This window comes from Lentimonas sp. CC4 (genome assembly GCF_902728235.1).
GTDB lineage: Bacteria > Verrucomicrobiota > Verrucomicrobiia > Opitutales > Coraliomargaritaceae > Lentimonas.
In genome coordinates this window covers 2,640,216-2,661,150 of the sequence record NZ_CACVBO010000001.1, presented here as the reverse complement: position 1 = coordinate 2,661,150, position 20,935 = coordinate 2,640,216, and the positions used below count along the sequence as shown (strand labels likewise).

Sequence of the window (20,935 nt, the reverse complement as noted above, 5' to 3'; positions counted from 1 at the left end):
CGACGTTCAATGTTCGACGTTCATACGCCCCACCCGCATGATCTCGGCTGTAGTCGCATCGAGCGCGGCTTCATGCGCCACGCGATGCGGATCATAGGTATCTAACAATGCCCAGAAGCGACTCGAATGATTCATCTCCGTCAAATGCGCTAACTCATGTAGAATCACATAGTCCTGTAATTCTGGCGCCACTAACACCAGCCGCCAATTCAGCGAAATGCCCCCACTGCTGGAGCACGACCCCCAGCGACTCGCCTGATCGCGCACGCTCAGCTTAGTGAATTTCAAATCGAGGCGTTTCGCATGTAATGCGACACGACAGACCATTGCATCTTTCGCGAAGCGCTTCACCAATTGTAGCAACGCCGTATCCGAATCCTCACTCGTCTCAGGCACGCGTAGGACTATATCGGCTCCGCCATTATCAAAAACATAATCCGCTCGTAGACGATCAGTCGCCTCAACGCGCACCGAAAATCGATCCCCACTCCCTGAGAGTTGTGGGTGTTCAGTGAACCAATCCCGCAAGGTGCGCGCTCGCGGCACACGACCTAACTGCGCTTCCAACCAATCCTGCTGCTTCTCAACAAACTTCAACGCCTCCCGGTCTGAGCAACGCCACGGCACCGAGACCACCGCCTCGTTGCTGTGATTCAGGCTCAACCGCAGGTGCCGCGCACCCTTGCGCCGCTTGATATGCACTGCGACGGATTGGCCGTTGGTTAGATTAAAATTCATTAGCGTTCAGAACTCGGGAGGGATGGCCTCAGCGCCGTCTTGCGGTGCGCTAGTGCGATCGTTGGGTGCTCAGGCTCTGCTGACGGCAGCGTAGAACGCAGCAGGCGCAGAGGCCGTCCCTCCCTTCCCAATCTTAGTCGGTTTCTGTCTCCAACTGATCCACCACACTTTGCGCATAGCGGCGTAGCGCCGTCTCGGGCTCAAGTTTTTTAATACGGCAGGCCGCGGCGATTTCGAACAACTGCTTACCCAGCGCCAACTCATCCTCAGCCAATGCTTGAGCGGTCATCGCAATGCCACCCTCGTCGATCACACCTGCGGCATCCATCTTCTGCTTCTGAATCTGCTTATAGACATCCTGTGCAAACATCAGCGCCGGCAATTGATTTGGCAGATCCTTAAAGCGCCCCGCCTGCTCAGGCCCGCGCTTCTTTTCTTCCGCCTTGATCGCGTCCCATTGCTGGAGCACCGCCTCGGAGTCGCCCAACGCGCCGTCGCCAAACACATGTGGATGGCGATGGACCAACTTATCGTTCACCACTTTGCAGACATCTTGAAAATCAAAATGCCCGGCCTCGTGCGCCATCTGCGCATGCATCACGACCTGCAACAGCACATCGCCCAGTTCCTCCTCCATGTGGTGCATATCCAGGCGATCAATGGTCTGTAGCAACTCGCAGCATTCATCGATCAGGCAATCCGTAATCGACTGGTGCGTCTGTTCAATATCCCAAGGGCACCCTGTCTCTGGCTCACGCAAGGCAGCCACGGTCGCAATCAAATCATCAATAGAACTCATGCTCTAATTCGCTAGATGGCAGTCGCAGCCATGGCGAACGAAAAGCGAAGTGACACAGACATTCTTGTCTGTCCCTGAGCAACAGATCATTTTTCTGGATCAATCGAGACGACATGAAAACAGTTCGCCAAAATCAACAATGCCCGACACGATTTAAAACAATGCATACCCCAATCCATCTCTCCGAATTCACCGAGAACGTCGAAGCCAAGCTCGCGCACGGGCGAGATGGACAAGGTGCGCTGCCAGAAAGCATTTGGGAGACCTACTCGGCCTTTGCCAACACAAGCGGCGGCACAATCTTTCTAGGGGTCGGCGAACGCCACGGCCAGTTTTTCGCAGACGGCATCCCCTGTTCAGAGCAGGTCGAGGCGGCACTCTGGGCAGGGCTCAACGACCGGACGAAAGTCAGTCACAACATTTTGGATACGCCCCAGGTGCGTGCGCATACACTCCCTCATGGTGAAAACATCCTGATCATCGTCGTGCCACAGGCTCCCAAACACCTAAAACCGATTTATATCGGCAACGATCCCTACACCGGCAGCTACATTCGCCACGAATCCGGCGATTACCATATAGAGCGCGAAGCGGTCGAACAGATGCTCGCAGATCGTGGGGCGCCATGAATTGATAGAGAAGTTAGAAGTTAGAAGGCAGTAGTTAGGAGCTGAACATCAGTGTTTTATGACCAAAGACTAACTTCTAACTCCTGAATGTAAGATTAATGACAATCATCTGTAATGTATCGCTCACGCGACCGATACACTAGCAGTCATTCATTTACGTATTACATCCATCCGATCTGCTCCTATGCTCAAACACATCCAATCCACAGTCACCACTTTCACTCTGTGCGCTTGCGCCAGCCATTCGGCCTTCGCTCAAATGGGACCACCACTGGCAGAGGGTGAGATCTCAAGCAAAGTTGAGGTGCTCTACGTCGGACAAGCAGATGCAGACCTCGATGACGGCGGCGAGGTATCACTCGACCGCGGTGGAATCAAAGGTTCAATCAAATATGGCCTGAGCGACGGTCATTCCGTGGGATTGAATATCGGCTATGAGCGCAGTGCGTATGACTTTAGTGGTGCGACTTCGTTTGGTGGCACCGATCCGTGGGAAGACATCGACTTCATTGACCTAGGCTTGTCGTTTAATTACCAAATCGATCGCACTCAATCCCTGTTCGTGATGCCGAGCATTCGCTTTGCGGGTGAGACGGATGTCGATTTCAATGACGGCCTCGAATGGGGCGGTGTGATGGGCTACGTCAAACAATTCAACCGCAACCTTGCTCTAGGAATCGGTGGTGGTGTGTTTACAGGACTCGAAGAAACCACGGTCTTTCCATTCCTCTATGTTTACTGGCAGATGAGCGACGACTGGCGCGTCTCGAATCCCTTTCGCCCCGGCCCTAGTGGCCCAGCTGGCCTTGAAGTCGTTTATACTGGCGCAGAGAATTGGGAATTCGGCCTCGGCGGCGGCTATCGCAGTAGCCGCTTCGCGCTCGACGATGATGGCGCCGCACCGGAAGGCTATGGCCAAAATGAATCAGCGATCCTCTTTACACGTGCGACCTATAGCTTTAACCGAGCCAACACACTGGATCTCTATTTAGGCACCACAGTCGCTGGTGAACTGACACTGGATGATCGCAAAGGGCGCAAAGTCCAAAGCGAGGACTACGACCCTTCACTCATGGTAGCGATTGCCTATAGTCTCAAGTTCTAGTCTGCCGATAGCCCGAAGCATTCGCGAATCGTCGTCACATCTTTGCGCAGCAAGGCTTCAGCCGAAAGGCCACGTGCGGCCATCAAGCGCTCATAGGGGTTTTCAAGCACCAGCCAGCCTGCATAGTCCGACGCGGCCAAATGTGCCGCCACCTCGAAGAAGCCTGACTCACCCTCGCCTAACAAGACCGGCGTTCGGTCCGCCCGTGAATCCTTTAAGTGTGTTTCCACAAGATGCGGTAAACTCGCATCCAACATCGTCACCGCCGATACACCTGTCATCGCAGCAGGGTTAGCAGTATCAAAATAGATTCGAAAATTCGGCGCTGCGACGCCCTCCACGAGTTGCTCCAGTTCGACAGGGTTCAACACATTCTCACTGCCAATTAAAAGCGATGTGTTCGCAGCTTGCTCACAGGCATAGCGAAACAGCTCGATCGTCTGCTCAAGACCAGCGACATTACGGATTGAGCTAGCTTTGAAACTAGGAACTTGTAACAGCGGAATTCCGAGATCGAGCGCCGTGTCAATACCCAGGTCGATGGCGTTACGCAGTAGCTCAGCTGACTCCCTCCGAGTCGCAGCATGCTCACAGAACACGTTCATTCCTAGCGAAGGATATGCCATACCCAAGGCATCGCGCAGTGCACGATACTCATCACGCAGGCTTTGGTTTGAGAGCGGATACTGCTCCACCTCAGTGCCAAGTTCCAATTGCACGCCAGACAAGCCACTGCGAGCCGCTAACTCTATACGCTCACGAGCAGTCCCTTGAGGCAGACTCCAACAACATACGCCGATCTTATTCATCGCGCTATGCAAATCAAACCACTCACAAAGTCCAACGAGGAAACGGTGCGACCACCTAAATTCTAGTCACGACTCATCGACCTCATTTCAGCTCGCCGCATTGGCATCGCGTCGATGCGGCGAAACAATTCATCGAGGTCTAAGCGCTTTTGCCGATGCTTTAAGCCACCATCTTTGCCGATCAAACAAACACCGTAGCGGTGCTCCTCAGCGTAATATACATTGGATAACTGGATTGATAAATCCAGTTGGGGCTCACCCTGATAATTCGTCACGACTGATGGACCATCGATGACAAACCAAAGAATCGCCCGCTCCTTAATATCCTCTTGCGCGGCCTTGAGCGTGTCCACCACCGGACGGCTGTTCCCTTTCGCGACCTTGACCAAAATAATCCGTTGCTCCCAGCGAAATTGCTTCAGCCATTCGACTTCAGTCGCTGAGAGTTGCATCGTGGTCAACAAACCAAGCATTAGGGATATGATGAATGAGCGATGCTTCATCACGGTCATTCAGGAGTGAAAAATCGGGTCGAGGGTATCACAGCGCAAGCGTTTGATCGATTTAAGTGACTTGAGCCAGTGCTCCGGAATATCATTGGCAGCAGCGAGCAAGGCACCGACCACAACACCGCGATGCGCATTGTCACCGCCACAGCGTGCATTTGCGATCACACCTGCGCTGAAATCGTCATGATACTTCCATGCTAAGTAAAGCGACGCGGTCAACGAGTCAGGCAAATAGCAAGCAGCCGTAAGATGACGCCCCACGACCACACGATCTTCGAAGCGACTCCAGGTATCGAATTGTCCAACTGGAACATGCTCTGAGATCGCATCGCGTAGGCTTTGCCCCGAAGCGACGGAATACAAGATATGCGTCAGTGATCGGCCTGCGTCGGCAATCGCTGTGCCCTTGTGCGTCAGGGCTAGGTGCGCTTCGACACAGGCAGTGTCTGCTTCTAGATCAGGCTCTTTGAGTGCATCGAGCGCAGCCAACAGAAATGGCACAGGAGTCAGCCCACCGATATGAATGTCCTCAATGCCACATTCCCGGGCAGGCAAGCCCTTGGCAAGGTTATCGAAAAACGCGCGATGATACTCCTCAACATACGTATCGCGATGCCACCCCGGCGTGCGCATGAGTTGCACATAGAGCGCCAACCATGCGTCTGCGTCGTATCCACCCGCTCTGATTGTGGAGCGGTAAAGTTGCACCCCGAGCAGGAAGTTCAGCGTATTATCGCCCGCTGGCAAAAACTGATGATAATGCACCCCACGCTGCCCCCAATACGCTGCTTGATCGTGCAGAATGTCGGCCTCTTTGTTGCGCGGGGAATACTTCGAGCGCCACAGAATACTATCTGGGTGTGGGTTCTTGGGTGCGAGGTAGCCCTCGATTAGAGGATAATCCCGATCCAGAGCCGCCGTATCATAATACCAATGCACAGGCATCGAAACCGCATCGGCGACGAGCGCACCGAGCATCGCATTTTGTAGATGCTCATTCATCGTGAAACGCCTCCATCGCGTTGCGGAAAGGCTCTGACCATGGAGCTGGGCGATGTGTTTCGGCAGATAGCTTGCACACCGTGCGCTTACCATCGCAATAGACCCGCTCACTGTTGGCATCGCGAATCACAAAGTCCATCGTGACACCCCCACTGCGGATACGATCGATGCGATACTCCACAACGATCGGCCCAGGCTTGCGTAGCGGCTCACGAAAGCGCGTCTCCAGACTATGCACGACGACGTAGATATCTTCATCGCGATCCGCATCGAAATCATCCACTCCGAGTAAGTGCTCAAAAAAATTCTGCTGTGCGCGTTCAAGGTGCAGCAAATAACGAGTGTGATGTAGCACACCAAGTGCGTCTAATTCATCAAAGTAGACATCGGAGTCATAATTAAAACATTTAGCCATGTTACTTGATCGCAGTGGACGTCGTCACCTTACCAGAACTGCGAGATTTACTATACTCACGCGCATCAAGTATTGTGATTTGTAAAATCGAAGCATCTGGCGTAGGGGTGCTGCTTGCCGTTTCGACAGGCTCAAGGCCCAGAGCTTGTCGAAGGGCGGCACCCGCGAAGGCAGCTAAAGTTTTACAACTTCCTATGCGTGTCGCCTTTGCGCGGGCTTCGCAAGCAAAGCCCCTACAGCAAGATAGCGAAATAGCATGAATGCACTTTTCACAAATCATGATGCGCGTGAGTATACCATGCAGCTATCTTTTCTTCGGCCATTCTTACTTTTTCAGTAGGGAAACCCGTCCTGCTACGATGACTCTATATGCCTGATAAGAAAATACACGCCAGCCTACGCCCCGATGGCTTGGGCTACATGGTAACCTATGAGACTGAAAACAGTCGCAAAGTGCACCAATATCAACAGCCGGAAACGAAGGAATACCCACCCCACGGCGCAGGCTCGTATCACAACCCAGATCAGCATCGCGCACTGCTGGAACGCTATGAAGCCTATTTGAAAGGTCAGCAGCAATGACCTTAGTCAATGTCACTCTGGGGGTCTGCGCCCTCGCATTCTTTGTCTATGGCGTGAGCTGTCTCTTCAGTCCACACATGAAGGTAGAATTTATGCGCTATGGGCTGTCACAGTTTCGTGTGATGACAGGTGTGCTACAGGTGCTCGCTGCGGTCGGTCTCGCACTGGGAATCGTGCATCCGTTGATAGGCGGCATGGCTGCCGGAGGGGTCGCGCTGCAAATGGCTTGCGGACTCGGGGTGCGCATACGCATCGGCGATGCATGGCATCAATGCTTCGCGGCTGCGTTCTTTATGTTCGTATGCGGCGGGTTAGCCGTGCACTTGCTCTAAATAAGTAAGAACACAGACATGCACAACATAAGGGCTGCCGGGACATAGCGTTTCGGCGCATCACCGACCTTCGCATGCATCAATAGAGCGCCCAACATCAGTGCAGACATCAGAGCTGCGCCAGGTAGGATGAGCGCAGGCAACACAAACCCGAGTAATAACATCGCAGCAGCGGATAGTTTGAGCGCGCCGATTACGTAGAAAGCAGCAACTGGTAAGCCATAGGCAGTGAACTCGTCTTTAAGACTCGAGGCATTACCACCGCGATATGCCGTCGCACGTCCTTGGCGGATAAACCACACGTTCAGAATCCCAAGTGGAATGATAATTTGGACAAGGCTGCTAAGGATTTCATGTATATTCATGCTAAGTAAACGGCATAGACGCGTCACACTTACAGTGAAAGTGATGCAGGCCTAAGAATGGAACCAGCGTATGAGGCGTGAAACAGACATTCCTGTCTGTTACTGACGCGAGACAGACAGACAGACAGACAGACAGACAGGAATGTCTGTATCACTTCACAAAAAAACGCCCTCCCGAGATCAGGAGAGCGTTTTTGAAAACTGAACTAGCGATTACGTCCGCGTGAGCGTGTTGGCGCCGCACCGCTCGGAGCTGCCGAACGTGGCGAACCGCCACCGCTGGAACCGCCCTGCGGACGACCACCTCCGCCACCACCTTGTGGGCGACCTCCGCCTGAGCGGCCACCACCCTGTGGACGACCTCCGCCCGAACGACCGCCGCCTTGTGGGCGACCTTTGCCGCCGCCGGAGCGTCCACCGCCGCCACCTTGGCGACCACGACCGCCGCCACCGCCGCCGCGCTTTTGTTGTCCTGGTGCAGGGCGTGAAAGCTTCGAACGTGTAGCCGGACGTGGCATTGCAATCTTTTCGCCACGGTCATCGATTTTGAAGAGCGGAATATTCTTCTTCATCGTTTTCTCGATATCCCAGAGGTAGCCCTCTTCCACATCGCTGACGAGAGACACGGCATTACCAGCCTTACCCGCACGAGCGGTGCGACCAATGCGGTGCACATAGTCTTCGGGGATGTTCGGCAATTCGAAATTCACCACATGCGGCAAGTCCGCGATATCAATGCCACGTGCAGCGATATCAGTTGCTACGAGGACACGAATCTTATTCGACTTGAAAGCAGCCAACGCACGTTCGCGAGCGGACTGACTCTTGTTGCCATGAATGGCCATCGCACCAATGCCCTGCTTGTCCAAATCAGTCGCAAGACGATTCGCGCCATGCTTCGTGCGAGTAAATACAAGCACCTGATTCCAATCGCCGTCTTTAATCATCTCGGCGAGGAATTTTGATTTCGCCTTTTGGCCAACGACATAGGCCTCTTGATCGACACGGTCAGCAGTGGCATTACGCGCTGCGACTTCGACTTCGACGGGGTTATTCAGCATCGAGTCCGCCAACTTCTTCACTTCCTTCGTGTAGGTCGCAGAGAAAAACAGGTTCTGACGCTGCGACGGCATCAACTGAAGAATCTTTTTGATATCGTTGATGAAGCCCATGTCCAACATACGGTCGGCCTCGTCGAGAATGAGCACTTCAATACCAGAAAGCTGCAAATCACCACGCTGGCACAGATCGAGCAAACGACCAGGTGTCGCGACAATGATGTCCAAGCCGCGGCGAATCGCATTGATCTGTGGCTGAAAGCCGACGCCACCAAAGATCACAAAGGAGCGCATATTTAAGCCTTGGCCGTAATCGACGATGCTCTGGTGCACCTGAGCGGCGAGCTCACGCGTAGGAGCCAGAACCAGCACGCGAGCGCGCTTGTTTTGACCCTTAAATTCGCCAGAAGCGAGGCGTTGCAGGACAGGCAAGCTGAAGGCTGCAGTTTTACCCGTGCCGGTTTGAGCGCCGCCGAGGACGTCACGTCCTTCGAGAATAGCAGGGATGGCGCGTGCCTGAATAGGCGAAGGAGTCGTGTAGCCTTTGGCTTCAACGGCTGCAACAAGTTCGGGACGGAGTCCCAGTTCAGAAAATAACATAACGATGCGTTTTGATGCGTCAGTCGCGCTGGCCGCCATAATGTGGCGAATCTCCGATCATGCGACTGATGTATAGCAGGGTCTGTTTGACCTCAGCTTGGATAGTAGGTGCCTGCTCAAAAAGTCGGAAATCTCCCGAAGCACGCGGTCGCCCTTTCACAGTGCGACTAGAATTGAGCCGGAGGTGTATCGGAAAGATCGCCGTTCGCCTAGCATAAACTTTCGCCACATTTACGCCCGGAGTAATTGTGTGTGCTGTCAAAGTAGCGCGGTGCTTCAGCCCGCGTTCTGATCAACACCACAGCAATCCGACTGAAAACTGCGTCTAAAGAACGTAGCTACGGCTCTGATTTCGCAGATAGTATAACAACTTACGCAATCCCACCCCTTACGCTCCGCGATGATTACCACGGATTAATCAGTTCGATTCCCAGATCTTGAAAGTCTTTTGTATTACGACTGACGAGTGCCAACGAGGTTGACTCTCAACGACTGCCCCATGGCATACGCGGACGTGACTCGCGTCACATCTCTACAACTCACGACACTCCGTAGAAAACTCGTGCCAACGAGGTCGACTCTCAACGACTGCCCCATGGCATGCGCGGACGTGACTCGCGTCATGCCTCTACGTCTTCTGACACTGACGATACAAAAAAGCCGAACGCATCACGCGTTCGGCTTTTTGAATCAAAAGAATGGCTGAGATGCTGCTTGCCGTTTCGACAGGCTCAAGGCCCAGAGCTTGTAGAAGGGCAGCACCCGCGAAGGCAGCGGAGGCTCTACAAGTGTTATGCTTGCGGCCGTTGCGCGGGCTTCGCGAGCAAAGCCCCTACTACGGGATAATTGGTAGCACAGCTGGGAAAAGACCCACCAACACCGTTGCGACGACCAAACCACCGAGCACGAGACGATTACATAGGCAAAGCGGCTGAGCAGCTTCAACGTCGCCCTCTGTTGGGTTCGAAAAGTATGCAACACGTATCCAACCAAAATAGTAGTAGATCGAAATCACCACACCGAGAACAGAAATACCAAGTAGCCCGTAGAGCCCTGCTTGATAGGCCGCGATGAAGAGAAAGAGCTTACCGATAAAGCCACCTAGTGGCGGGATACCAGCGAGCGAACCGAGACCAGCAGTCAACACGCCACCGAGGAACGGACGCGTGCGAGCTAGGTTTTCATAGTCCTCCAGCTCTTGGTTCGCATCTTCAGAATCAGCGACATGCGCCATGACGCCGAAGACCGCAAATGAGGCCAGTAGATACGTCACGAGGTAAAAGATCACCGCATAGACTGCCCATTCAACGGTGAGCGCAGCAACCACACCGACGAGCAAGTAACCCGCGTGTGCGATACCAGAAAGACCCATCAGGCGCTTCACATTGCGCTGTCCGACTGCCGTGAAATTACCAAACAATATTGTCGCGGCTGCAATGAATGACAGCACAGGAATCATAAAGTCACGCAAACCGATGAACGGCCCAGTCAACAATTGGATCAAGACGATGAAACCAGCTGCCTTCGATGCGACCGCCAGATAGGCAGTCACTGGTGTCGGTGCACCTTGATAGACGTCAGGCACCCATATTTGGAAGGGAACCGCACCGATCTTAAAGCAAAGACCTGCGACCACTAAAATCGCGCCAACACGCACCAGCAAATTATCGGGATGTGCGGCAATGAACGCACCTAGCTCAGTGAATCCCAACGAATTACCACTGGAAAGTGCCATCTCTGGATTCCCTGCGATGCCGTAAAGCAGCACGATACCAAACAACAGAATCGACGAGCTCAACGCTCCAAGAATCAAATACTTCAGGCCTGCTTCAAGTGATAGCGGACTCGTGCGGCAATATGCAACCAAGACATAGAATGCGATGGTCACCGCTTCGAGTGCGACAAATAGCATCACGAAATTCACACTCTGCACCAGCAGCATCATCGACGCAGCAATGATAATCACGAGGTGGAAGAACTCGGTGCGTGGCAGCTGCTGCTTCGAGAGATAAATTTTGCCAAGGTAGCAAACGAGAATGGAGCACACCAAAAAGAAGCCACGCATGATCTGCGTCACATCGGTCTGCTGGATCATACCACTGAAGTAAGTAGTCGCACCTGCTGAGCATGTGCCGACGCATGACATTGCCAACGCGAGGATCACCACTTGCCCCCAAATAGCGAGGCGTGCGATTAGCCCCTGCTTGGCACGCGGCAATACCATCTCAGCGCCCAAGAGAGCGAGAGCCAGCACGGCCATTAGGATCTCGGGCAGTATGGCAGCCCAATCGTTGGTCGCAGTGAAACTGCGAAGGAATTCTGCGAGAAGCTCGTTCATTAGTGTGTAACCTCCTTGTGTGCGTTTACTGCTTGAGGAAGCGCCGCGTTGATTTCAATCACCGGCAAAGTGCTCTTATTTGTATAAAGTTCCTGCAATTCGGTGTCCGCTGCATCAGAGAACATGCGTGGGAAAAGTCCGATCACGATCAATGCAACGATCAGGACTAAAGCAGGCACGCGCTCGAAGAGCTTAAGATCCTCCATTTCGTCGCCTTCCAAACGATCAGCAAATGCCTCTGTTGGCTTGCCAAAGAAAATGTTAGCGACCGCACGCAGACCGTAGATGGCAGAAATGATGATACCGAGCGCGGCGGGTGCCACGATCCACTTGGTCATCGGTGTTTCAGCCAGTGCAGTAAAGATGGTGAACTCACCCCAGAAATTACCGAACCCTGGAAGACCAATACTCGCCATCGAACCAGCGACGAAGAATGCGGCCAAGACCGGAGTCTTCGTTGCTAAGCCACCCATGGCCGACATATCAAAGGTCTGACTGCGGTGGTAGATGCAAGTTGAGAGCATGAAGAGCAACGCGACGGATAGACCGTGCGCAACCATCATCAGCAAGGCACCACCGACACCGACGACGGAGAACGTTGCGATACCAAGGAAGGCATAGCCCATGTGCATGACCGAACTATAACCCAGCATCATCTTCAGATCCTTCTGAGCCATCGTGATCAGACCAATGATAATGATATTACCCAGCGCCAACCATACGATCCAAGGGAACCAATGTGCCGCACCTGCTGGCAGCAAAGGCGCAGCGATTTGCAACAGACCGTAAAGGCCGAATTTCTTCAGCACACCTGCGTGGAGCATGGCCGCACCTGTGGGTGCAGTGGCATAGCCCTTGGGAGCCCAAGAGTGGAAAGGAAACAGCGAAACCAAAATACCGAAGCCGAACAGCATCAGAGCAAAGATGTTATTTTGCACCGTGTCTGCGAGTGGTTGGGCAACGAGATATTCACGCAGCGCAATCAAGGAGAACGAATCCGCCCCACTCTGCACATACAGCGCGATCAATCCGAGCAACGAGAGCAGCGCACCCAGTGTCAGGTAGATCGTCATTTCAATCGCAGCACCACGCTTACCCGCACCGCCCCAGACACCAATCATGATGAAGGTCGGGATCAGTGCGAATTCGTGGAAGAAGTAGAAGAAGAAAATATCAACCGAAGCGAAGGTGCCCATCAAACCGCCAAGCATGAACAGCAGCAGTGCGAGATACAGATGCGGACGCTCTGCTTTAGAGAACATCGCATACATGCCAGCGGCAAAGCCGACGACACCTGCGAGCATGAAGAGCGGCATCGAAATACCGTTCAGGCCAAGGTGGAGGTAAATACCAACCGCTTGCAATCCAGTGGCAAGGCGCACCTCGAAATTATATCCACCAACCAGCGATGGCTCAAATTGACTGTAGAGGAACAGCGCGGCGAGCAGCGGAGTGGCAAAGCCGATCACGCTGACCGCGCGAATACTGTTGGTGTTATAACGGGCTCCAAACAGCAAGAACAACCCCGCAGACAGCGGAGTCAGAATTGCAGCCAAGAGGCAAAGTGAAGTTGTATCGACGGATGTCATTGCTATCTAAATTTGTATCGTTCGCCTATTTTACAGAGCTACGCCGGAAGCGAACGCCCAGAGGAGGATGATTCCGCCGAGGAACCAGTAAACATACGCATGAATATTACCGACATGCAGTGAGCGTGAGCATGCGCCCACCAGGCCGACCAGACCGGCACTACCACGGACGAATACGCCCTTGATTAGGAAGATATCAAGGAAGCTAAGCAGCACCGCGAGACGCTGTTGAATCTTCGCGACGTAGAAACCGTAGATCTCGTCAAACCACAGACGCGCTTTGAGAAAGTCGTAGGCTGGCTTACAAACCTTCGCCAAACGATCTTCCGTCGCACCTTTTCCGTAGAAGACCAACGAACCCAAGAGACCGACGATCCATGCAGCAGAGCCCCAGATCAAGACGGTGTGGTGCATCGCATCGTAACCTGCAACATGGTGAAGCGTCTCTTTGCTGCTAACGATAATCTGACCGAGTTGCTCAGGCCACATGTGTAACCAACCACCGACTACAGAAAGCACTGCTAGGATGATTAACGGCAACAACATTGTCGCGCCACTTTCGTGCGCATGGGATGCGGATTCAGACTTAGGCTCACCGAAGAATACGATCCAGACGAGACGTCCCATATAACCGGCAGTCAAAAACGCACCCAGTGTCAGCAGGATAAAGAGGCACTTACCATCAAGTCCTGCTGCAATGAGAATCGCGTCTTTGGAATAGAAACCAGCGAAACCATACACACCGCACAGTGCGAGCACACCAATCACGAAAGTGATCGAAGTGATTGGCATCTTCTTAAAGATACCGCCCATCTTGAAAATGTCCTGCTCGTGGTGGCAGCCATGAATGATGGAACCGGCACCGAGGAACAGCAGCGCCTTGAAGAACGCGTGTGTAATCAGGTGGAATAATGCGATCCCTGGGAAGCCCAGACCAAAGGCCGCCGACATATAACCGAGCTGCGAGAGCGTCGAATAAGCGAGGATCTTCTTAATATCATTCTGACCATACGCACAGAAGCCTGCATACACGGCAACCGATGTGCCGAGAATTGCGATGCCGCCGAGCACGGATTCTGGAAAGAGAAATGCGATACGGATCAGGAAATAAACACCAGCCGCGACCATTGTCGCCGCGTGGATCAGAGCCGATACTGGAGTCGGACCTGCCATCGCGTCTGGCAACCAGACGTGCAACGGGAACTGAGCCGACTTACCAATGAAGCCACACATCAACAATGCTGCGATTGCGGCATTGATCATACCAGGATCCACAGCAACTGCTGCAGACATCGCTTCGAGGTTCGTAGTGCCGAAGTGCCAGTAGGCATAAACGATACCGACGAGGAAACCGAGGTCACCGATACGATTGACGATGAATGCCTTCTTAGACGCAGCCGCAGCCTCGTCTGTGTTGAGATAGTGACCGATCAGCATATAAGAGCTGAAACCCACCAGCTCCCAGAATACGAAGATCATGATCAAGTTATCCGCTAGGATGATGCCGAGCATCGAGAACATGAAGATCGACAGACCACCGAAGAAGCGCCCCTTAGCTTTATCGTCTGCCATGTATCCAAGACTGAATACATGAATCAGAAAGCCGACGAAGGCGACCATCGCCAACATCGTGGCAGCAGTGCCATCGAACAGGAAGCCCATCGATGCGGTAAAGTTACCAAAGTGCAACCAGTCAACAGCGGCACGGATCGGTTCCTCCCCCATCGCGTTGATCGCCATGAAAGAAAAAGCACAGATCGCAGCAGCGGCAGCGACGGATAGATACGAAGCGATCACTCCACGTCTGCGCAAGAAGCAGGCGATGAGCACTGCGGAAAGCAGTGGCGTGAGTAAGGCGGCGAGAAGAATTTGAGTGGCGTCCATGGAATTAGCGACTCAGAGCGTTAAGTTGGTCCACCATGACAGACTGACGACGTCGGAATAGTGCGACGATGATTGCCAGGCCGACGGCGACTTCGGCAGCCGCTACGGTGATGATGAAAAAGACGAAGAGGTTGCCGTCCATTGTCCCGTTATAACGAGAGAATGCCACGAGCGCCAAATTCACCGCATTGAGCATCAGCTCAAGCGACATATAAATGACGAGCGTGTTTTGGCGAAGGATCACCCCGAGCAGCCCCACTGCAAACAGCAGTCCGGCTACGAGAATAAAAGCATTAAGTCCGACAGTCATGTTTTAGAATTTAAATTTAAGAAAGAGGAAAGAAGAAATACTAGTTTCCTTCATCATTATCCTTATTAAGCGTAATTAAAGTTGAACCGATGATTTTTAGAAGTTCATCGCAATCATTGAGCAGAGACTCAGCAGAGTCTTCATTGATAAAATCTGAGTCACGAAGCAGGCGTAACCAATAGTGGGTCTCGCGCGCTTCTTTATAAGAGATCGACAATTTGTGTTTAAAATCTTTCCGAGAATGCCCGCCTAGGGCTTCTTCAACGTTCGCACCAATTGAAGTCCCACTGCGTAATATTTGCTTCGAAATATCATACTCTGACTTCTCTTCGCGCAGATAGCGACGCAACTTAACGATGCGCAAAGCAAAAGCATAAGACTTTTCTGCAGCTGGATTAGATTTAGTCATCGTATCGTATTTCTACACTCCTATTTCGTCTCTATACTTTCTTCTCTCTTATTTCCTTTAGACACGACAATCACGCCGATCATAGCGGCAAGGAGAAGGAAGCCAGCCACTTGAAACGGCAGCATGTATTTAGTAAAGAGGCTGTAACCAAAAGACTTGGAGGATGTGGTAAACGGCACACCCGCATCGAAGACTTCGGGGTTCTCGGTCACTGCGGTCAGTGTAGGCTCTGGCAGATGTCCGCCAGTGAAAGTCGTGAAGAGAAGCACTACAAACAATAAGAAACCAATCGCCGAAGCAGCAACTGTGAGCTTGTGCTTAAACTCGGCGCCCTGCTCTTTCTCGACATCCAGAAGCATGATAATAAACAGGAACAGCACCATGACCGCACCTGCATACACCACGACTTGAATGATCGCGAGGAAGTAGGCCTCCAACAACACGAAGAGTGCCGCAGTGCCAAGGAACGCAACGATCATGCAGAAAGCGCTATTCACCGCATTCGGCATCAGCACCATCAACACGGCCGCAATGAGCGTAACCGCTGAGAAAATATAAAAGAGTAGATCAATCATTTAAATTTTAGATTTTAGAGAGAAGAAAGAAGAAATGGCTTTAATATCGTATCGGGAGGATTTCTAATTTCTTAATTCTGATTTTTAATTTCCTCAGTGCGCGTTGCCGGCTTCTTCAGCGGCCTTCTTCTTGTCCCACTTGTGGTGCTTGTCCGGTAAGGTGCCGCCCAATTCGTAGAGCTTGTCCTTCTTGTTAATCATCTCTTCGCGGCTGTAGCCCGACATAGAGAAAATATCCTGCAAGACGATCGCCTCTTCGGGGCAAACCTCCTGACACAGGCCACAGTAAATGCAGCGCAGCATGTTGATATCGAATTCCTTAGGCGCCTTCTCGATGTGTGCACGTTCTGGATCTGCCTCGGCATCGATCTCACCTGGAGTGATACGAATCGCCTTAGGTGGGCAAACAAACTCGCACAACTGACAAGAGACACACTTCTCGCGACCATTCGGGTCACGCACCAGTGTCGGCACTCCGCGATAGTTTTCAGAAATCACAGGGCGATGCTCCGGATATTCCAGAGTGATGGTCTTATCAAACATCTGCCCCAGAGTGGTCTTCAACCCGGTAACGATTTGCGGAATGAATGTTTTCTCCGCGAAAGAGAGCGGCTTGCGCTCCATAACTTTAGTCTTAGCCATAGTAAGTGCGGTTTAGAAGCCAGCTGTATCGCGTAGAGCGATGAGCAGCGTATTGAAAATGAGATTACCGATAGCGAGCGGAAGCAGAATCTTCCAGCCGAGTGCCATCACTTGGTCATAACGGAAGCGCGGCAGTGTCCAGCGCACCCAGATGAAGAAGAAGATCATAAAGAAGACCTTCGCCATGAACCAGAGCACGGAAAGCACCGCGCCGAATTCACTCGTGCCCCAAGGATCTGCCATCCCAGGAAGGAAGTTCCAACCACCGAGGAACAGGCAGACGAACAAGGCCGAGCCCATGATGACGTGCGCATACTCGGCCACGAAGAACAGACCGAATTTGAAGCAACCATACTCAGTATGGAAACCACCAACGAGGTCGGTTTCGGATTCCGCCATATCGAATGGCAGACGGTTCGTTTCAGCAAAAACCGAAACGAGGAAAATCAATGCAGACAACGGCTGCCAGATGACGAGCCATAGACCGGACTGCGATTCAACCACACCGAAGAGCGACAGACCGTAGTCAGAGCCCGGAGCGGATGCCCACATAAAGACTGGCAGAATGGAAAGTCCCATTGCCAACTCGTAAGAAACCATCTGCGCGGATGCACGAATCGCACCGAGGAATGGATATTTACTGTTCGAAGACCAACCAGCCAGAACGATGCCATACACACCGAGCGAAGAAACGCCCAAGATGAAGAGCATGCCGACGTCGATATTCGCGAGCACGAGCGGCTGCACGACTCCCGAAGGATCCACGTAGCGACCGAACGGAAGCACCACCATGGTCGCCAATGCGGGCGTCAATGCCAACACGGGTGCCAAATAGTAGTAAAAGTGCTTCACGTGACCGGGTGTGATCTCCTCCTTGAAGAGGAACTTCAGACCATCGGCTACGGGCTGAAAGAGCCCGAGGCGCGTCATGATGTTACCAAGGATCGGAATGTGTCCGAGTAATGGCAGGCGTGTGCGATTCGGGCCAGTGCGGCCTTGAATCCAACTGGACACCTTGCGCTCCGCGAGAACGGAGTAGCTGCAAAGTCCCATAAAGACGGAGATCATCGCGATTGAGAAAACAATCGGTAAGACGAACGGAAGCGAGTTTGTTAGTAATTCCATGGCCGGCAATTTGCTTTAAGCTTCAGTGGAAGCGGCTTGCGCCTCCTTGAACGCGACTGGATCGAATTTTAGATTCTTAGTTTCAACGAAAGGCAAATCGATGAATGCAGCCGGATCAAGCGCGACGCCCTCATCGGAAATACCGCGCCAGCTAAGACCTTCAAAGGCGCTCATCGTGTCTGCGATACGCTCCCAAGCGACGTCCATCGTCAACGCGGTTGGCTTTTCTTCACCTAAGCCAGCGACGATCTTTTCGAGCACTGTAACATCCGATTGGATACCACGTGGACCAGGCACCGCTGCTTTGAACTTCTGAAGAATAAAGCTTTGATTCACGAACGAGCCGTCTTTCTCATACACCATCAAAGATGGGCATACGACGTTGGCGACTTGGCTCACAGCATTCGCATGTGTGCCGAAATAAATGACTTTCACCTTCGCCAATAGCTCCGATGGAATGCCGAGCTGCGTGACGTCTTCGTTGACGACCACGAGCGTCTTGATCGCGCCAGACTTAATCTTATCTGCAACTGCAGTCAGATCCGCTTCGGGTAGTTTCGAAATCAAACCATTCAGCAAGGCACCACGAAGATTCGGAGTGCGGTCCTCAGAAAGCAAGATGCCATCCCCTTCCCCAGTATGACTGACCAGTGAGACAGATGCCTTGGAGCGATCTGCGATCAAACGATAGAAAAACTGTTCTTCAATCGAACTTCCAGCGGAACCGACGAGTGCGACATCGCCAGCTTTGAGCAACTCAGCGGCTGCGGCCGCGGTCTCAACATCACTCTTGTGCACACCTTCGATGGTGTAGTGTGTAAGACGGTCATCCGATTCGGACGCCTTGAAGAGTTCGCGAGCGGAGTCGGTCATCCATGTATCATTCACGGCATCATTACGACGCGGTGTGATGCGGTAGATCTTACCTTCACGGCTCCAAATTTCGGTATTCGCGCCGACACTACTTTCCGTGCAAATGCTATTGGTGCGCTTGAGGAACCAAACACGCATCTTAAAGCGGAAGTCTGTGCTCGTCAGTGCGCCAACTGGGCAAATATCAACGGTGTTGAGCGAGTAGTTGTGCTCTAGCTCTTTGCCGGGATAGCAAGTCAATGTGGAGTAAGTGCCACGATCAACAAAGCCTAGCACGTCGTCCTTAGCGATTTCCTTACTGAAACGTATGCAACGTGCGCAAAGAATGCAGCGTTCGTCGTCAAGCGTCACACGTGAGCCAAGCTTCGTGCGCTTCGGCTTTACGTTCTTCTGCTCAATGAAGCGGCTGTAGCCACGACCGTGTTCCGCAGAGAACTCCTGTAGCTTACATTCACCAGCTTGGTCGCAAATCGGGCAATCCAACGGGTGATTGATCAATAAAAATTCGGTCACACCATTGCGCGACTCTTTCACCATCTCGGTGTTGGTGCGGATGTGCATCCCAGGCGCCGCATTGGTCGCGCAACCGATGGTCGGCTTTGGCATCCAACCGATCTTCTGCACACCATTCTCGTCGAGCACGGGCTCGCCGGTGCCACGGTCACGCATCGGCATGCCCATTTCAACCATGCACATGCGGCAGTTACCGGAGATCGATAGCTTCGGGTGGTAGCAGTAGTGCGGCACTTCCGCGCCCTTGCCTGCAAGCTTCACCGCTTCGATGATGTTGATGCCTTTCGGCACAGAAATGTCCTGCCCATCAATGTTGATGGTGATATTTTCGACTATGTTTTGAATATTCATGGTCTTAGATCAGCGTGGTCTCCTTAGCTGGCTCTTGCCCTTCCTTGCGGCGGGCGGCTTGTTCGCGGGCTTTCTCCACGAACTCGTCTTTGAATTTAGCGATGAAACTTTGAACCGGCCAAGCAGCTGCTTCACCGAAAGCACAAATCGTGCGACCTGCGATTTGATCGGCAATTGATTTCAATAAATCTGCATCTTCCTCGCGGGCTTCGCCGTCACACATGCGCTGTGTGACCTTGCGCATCCATGGCACACCTTCGCGGCATGGTGTGCACTGACCACAACTTTCGTGGGCGTAGAAATAGTTCAAATTCGCAAGGGCTTCGACCATATCAGTCGAATCATCCATTACGATCACACCACCGGAGCCAGACATCGAACCGACCGCAGCGAGGCTGTCGAAATCCATTGGGATATCTTCAATGCCCCAGTCGTATTCGGTGCCATCTTTGAGTTTTCCGGTAAAACGCTCATCCGCGCGTAGAATCTTCGAGGAGGATCCACCAGGGATGACCGCCTTCAGTTTGCGTCCGGGCTTGAGGCCGCCGCAAACATCGTTGATCAACTGCCCGAGCGTCAGCGCGGAACAAGGAAATTCATAGTAACCAGGCTTTTGCACGTGGCCCGACACACACCAAATACGTGTGCCAGTATTGCCTGGAGTGCCGATCTTAGCGAACTCTTCGCCACCCATCTCGACGATGTGCTTCACATCACACAATGTCTCGACGTTGTTTACAATCGTCGGGCACTGATACAGACCGAGCGCTGCAGGGAAATATGGAGGCTTAATCCGTGGATTTGCACGATTGCCTTCGATCGATTCGATCAGGCCAGTCTCTTCGCCACAAATGTAAGCGCCCGCACCACGGTGGACGATAATGTCGCACGAATAGCCGGAACCGAGAATGTTGTCGCCGAGGAGATTTTTCTCACGCGCTTCTTCGATCGCACGTTCGAGAATCTTGTATCCTTGGAAGAATTCGCCGCGGATATAAATGAATGCGAGCTTTGCTTGAATCGCAAATGCGGTGCACATCATACCTTCGATCAACTGATGCGGATCTTGGTGGATGATTTCACGGTCCTTGAAAGTGCCAGGTTCGGATTCGTCCGCATTACAGACGAGGTAGATCGGCTTACCAGACTTACGGTCGAGGAACTTCCACTTCATGCCGGCAGGAAAACCCGCGCCGCCACGTCCACGCACACCCGATGTCAGCACGTCCGCGCAGATATCTTCGGGCTTCAGCGTGACCGCCTTCTTGAGTTGGTCGTAGCCACCGTGCTTAATGTAGCAATCGATATCGTTGGTGTAGCCGGGCTCATCAACGTGCTTAAAAATCAGCCTTTTTTGCTCTAGCGCCATGGGAGGGAGAATTA

The 20,935-nt window shown here is 52.7% G+C and carries 23 protein-coding genes; 4 read left to right on the top strand and 19 right to left on the bottom strand.

Annotation, left to right across the window (positions count from 1 at the left end):
• Positions 1-6: 6 nt before the first annotated feature.
• Positions 7-738: a YgjP-like metallopeptidase domain-containing protein gene (locus tag GZZ87_RS11435; protein WP_162025215.1), complete on the bottom strand. Its 732-nt coding sequence runs from the start codon at positions 736-738 to the stop codon at positions 7-9.
• 133 nt (positions 739-871) lie between these two features.
• Positions 872-1,537 carry a MazG family protein gene (locus tag GZZ87_RS11430; RefSeq protein WP_162025216.1) on the bottom strand — a complete coding sequence of 222 codons (666 nt, stop codon included), beginning with the start codon at positions 1,535-1,537 and terminating at the stop codon, positions 872-874.
• 161 nt (positions 1,538-1,698) lie between these two features.
• Here GZZ87_RS11430 and GZZ87_RS11425 point away from each other — a divergent pair, with 161 nt between their 5' ends.
• Both GZZ87_RS11425 and GZZ87_RS11420 read left to right on the top strand, forming a co-directional pair.
• Positions 1,699-2,166 carry an ATP-binding protein gene (locus GZZ87_RS11425; protein ID WP_162025217.1) on the top strand — a complete coding sequence of 156 codons (468 nt, stop codon included), beginning with the start codon at positions 1,699-1,701 and terminating at the stop codon, positions 2,164-2,166.
• Positions 2,167-2,350: 184 nt separating this feature from the next.
• Positions 2,351-3,271, top strand: a complete 921-nt coding sequence (locus GZZ87_RS11420; RefSeq protein WP_162025218.1) for a DUF6268 family outer membrane beta-barrel protein — start codon at positions 2,351-2,353, stop codon at positions 3,269-3,271.
• Here the strand turns inward: GZZ87_RS11420 and GZZ87_RS11415 are convergent.
• The 4 genes from GZZ87_RS11415 to GZZ87_RS11400 form a co-directional block, all read right to left on the bottom strand.
• Positions 3,268-4,080 (bottom strand): TIM barrel protein, encoded by an 813-nt coding sequence (locus GZZ87_RS11415; RefSeq protein WP_162025219.1) that lies wholly within the window; start codon positions 4,078-4,080, stop codon positions 3,268-3,270. The two genes, GZZ87_RS11420 and GZZ87_RS11415, sit on opposite strands and share 4 nt — an antisense overlap.
• A gap of 62 nt (positions 4,081-4,142) precedes the next feature.
• A complete protein-coding gene (locus tag GZZ87_RS11410) occupies positions 4,143-4,583 on the bottom strand; it encodes a DUF4174 domain-containing protein (protein WP_162025220.1) in 441 nt (146 codons plus the stop codon).
• Positions 4,584-4,592: 9 nt separating this feature from the next.
• A complete protein-coding gene (locus tag GZZ87_RS11405) occupies positions 4,593-5,591 on the bottom strand; it encodes an ADP-ribosylglycohydrolase family protein (protein ID WP_162025221.1) in 999 nt (332 codons plus the stop codon).
• The gene (locus tag GZZ87_RS11400; protein ID WP_162025222.1) at positions 5,584-6,006 is read right to left on the bottom strand and encodes a thioesterase family protein; all 423 of its coding nucleotides are present in this window, start codon (positions 6,004-6,006) and stop codon (positions 5,584-5,586) included. Before GZZ87_RS11400 ends, GZZ87_RS11405 begins: the two co-directional genes overlap by 8 nt.
• Before the next feature lie 369 nt (positions 6,007-6,375).
• Between GZZ87_RS11400 and GZZ87_RS11395 the strand changes: the two genes are divergently transcribed.
• Positions 6,376-6,588 (top strand): hypothetical protein, encoded by a 213-nt coding sequence (locus GZZ87_RS11395; protein ID WP_162025223.1) that lies wholly within the window; start codon positions 6,376-6,378, stop codon positions 6,586-6,588.
• Entirely contained in the window at positions 6,585-6,920 is a 336-nt protein-coding gene (locus GZZ87_RS11390; RefSeq protein ID WP_162025224.1) for a DoxX family protein, read from the top strand. Before GZZ87_RS11395 ends, GZZ87_RS11390 begins: the two co-directional genes overlap by 4 nt.
• Here the strand turns inward: GZZ87_RS11390 and GZZ87_RS11385 are convergent.
• From GZZ87_RS11385 to nuoF, 13 genes are all read right to left on the bottom strand, one after another.
• On the bottom strand, positions 6,917-7,285 hold the full coding sequence (locus tag GZZ87_RS11385) for a DoxX family protein (RefSeq protein WP_162025225.1): 369 nt from the start codon (positions 7,283-7,285) through the stop codon (positions 6,917-6,919). The two genes, GZZ87_RS11390 and GZZ87_RS11385, sit on opposite strands and share 4 nt — an antisense overlap.
• A 206-nt stretch (positions 7,286-7,491) precedes the next feature.
• Positions 7,492-8,943, bottom strand: a complete 1,452-nt coding sequence (locus GZZ87_RS11380) for a DEAD/DEAH box helicase (RefSeq protein ID WP_162025226.1) — start codon at positions 8,941-8,943, stop codon at positions 7,492-7,494.
• A gap of 453 nt (positions 8,944-9,396) precedes the next feature.
• Positions 9,397-9,567 carry a hypothetical protein gene (locus GZZ87_RS11375; protein WP_162025227.1) on the bottom strand — a complete coding sequence of 57 codons (171 nt, stop codon included), beginning with the start codon at positions 9,565-9,567 and terminating at the stop codon, positions 9,397-9,399.
• 211 nt (positions 9,568-9,778) lie between these two features.
• Positions 9,779-11,281, bottom strand: a complete 1,503-nt coding sequence (locus tag GZZ87_RS11370) for an NADH-quinone oxidoreductase subunit N (RefSeq protein WP_162025228.1) — start codon at positions 11,279-11,281, stop codon at positions 9,779-9,781.
• Complete coding sequence (locus tag GZZ87_RS11365; RefSeq protein ID WP_162025229.1) at positions 11,281-12,870, bottom strand: NADH-quinone oxidoreductase subunit M; 1,590 nt, start codon at positions 12,868-12,870, stop codon at positions 11,281-11,283. Before GZZ87_RS11365 ends, GZZ87_RS11370 begins: the two co-directional genes overlap by 1 nt.
• A gap of 30 nt (positions 12,871-12,900) precedes the next feature.
• Positions 12,901-14,754, bottom strand: coding sequence for an NADH-quinone oxidoreductase subunit L (nuoL, locus tag GZZ87_RS11360; RefSeq protein ID WP_162025230.1), 1,854 nt, complete (start codon positions 14,752-14,754; stop codon positions 12,901-12,903).
• 4 nt (positions 14,755-14,758) lie between these two features.
• Positions 14,759-15,064, bottom strand: a complete 306-nt coding sequence (gene nuoK / locus GZZ87_RS11355) for an NADH-quinone oxidoreductase subunit NuoK (RefSeq protein ID WP_162025231.1) — start codon at positions 15,062-15,064, stop codon at positions 14,759-14,761.
• Positions 15,065-15,104: 40 nt separating this feature from the next.
• Positions 15,105-15,473, bottom strand: coding sequence for a four helix bundle protein (locus GZZ87_RS11350; RefSeq protein ID WP_162025232.1), 369 nt, complete (start codon positions 15,471-15,473; stop codon positions 15,105-15,107).
• A 20-nt stretch (positions 15,474-15,493) separates the two neighbouring features.
• A complete protein-coding gene (locus GZZ87_RS11345; protein WP_244648128.1) occupies positions 15,494-16,048 on the bottom strand; it encodes an NADH-quinone oxidoreductase subunit J in 555 nt (184 codons plus the stop codon).
• A 93-nt stretch (positions 16,049-16,141) separates the two neighbouring features.
• Complete coding sequence (locus tag GZZ87_RS11340; RefSeq protein ID WP_162025233.1) at positions 16,142-16,690, bottom strand: NADH-quinone oxidoreductase subunit I; 549 nt, start codon at positions 16,688-16,690, stop codon at positions 16,142-16,144.
• Positions 16,691-16,702: 12 nt separating this feature from the next.
• The gene (locus GZZ87_RS11335; RefSeq protein WP_162025234.1) at positions 16,703-17,815 is read right to left on the bottom strand and encodes a complex I subunit 1 family protein; all 1,113 of its coding nucleotides are present in this window, start codon (positions 17,813-17,815) and stop codon (positions 16,703-16,705) included.
• Between the two features lie 15 nt (positions 17,816-17,830).
• On the bottom strand, positions 17,831-19,552 hold the full coding sequence (locus tag GZZ87_RS11330; RefSeq protein WP_162025235.1) for a 2Fe-2S iron-sulfur cluster-binding protein: 1,722 nt from the start codon (positions 19,550-19,552) through the stop codon (positions 17,831-17,833).
• 4 nt (positions 19,553-19,556) lie between these two features.
• Positions 19,557-20,921, bottom strand: a complete 1,365-nt coding sequence (gene nuoF / locus GZZ87_RS11325) for an NADH-quinone oxidoreductase subunit NuoF (RefSeq protein WP_162025236.1) — start codon at positions 20,919-20,921, stop codon at positions 19,557-19,559.
• Positions 20,922-20,935 lie beyond the last annotated feature (14 nt).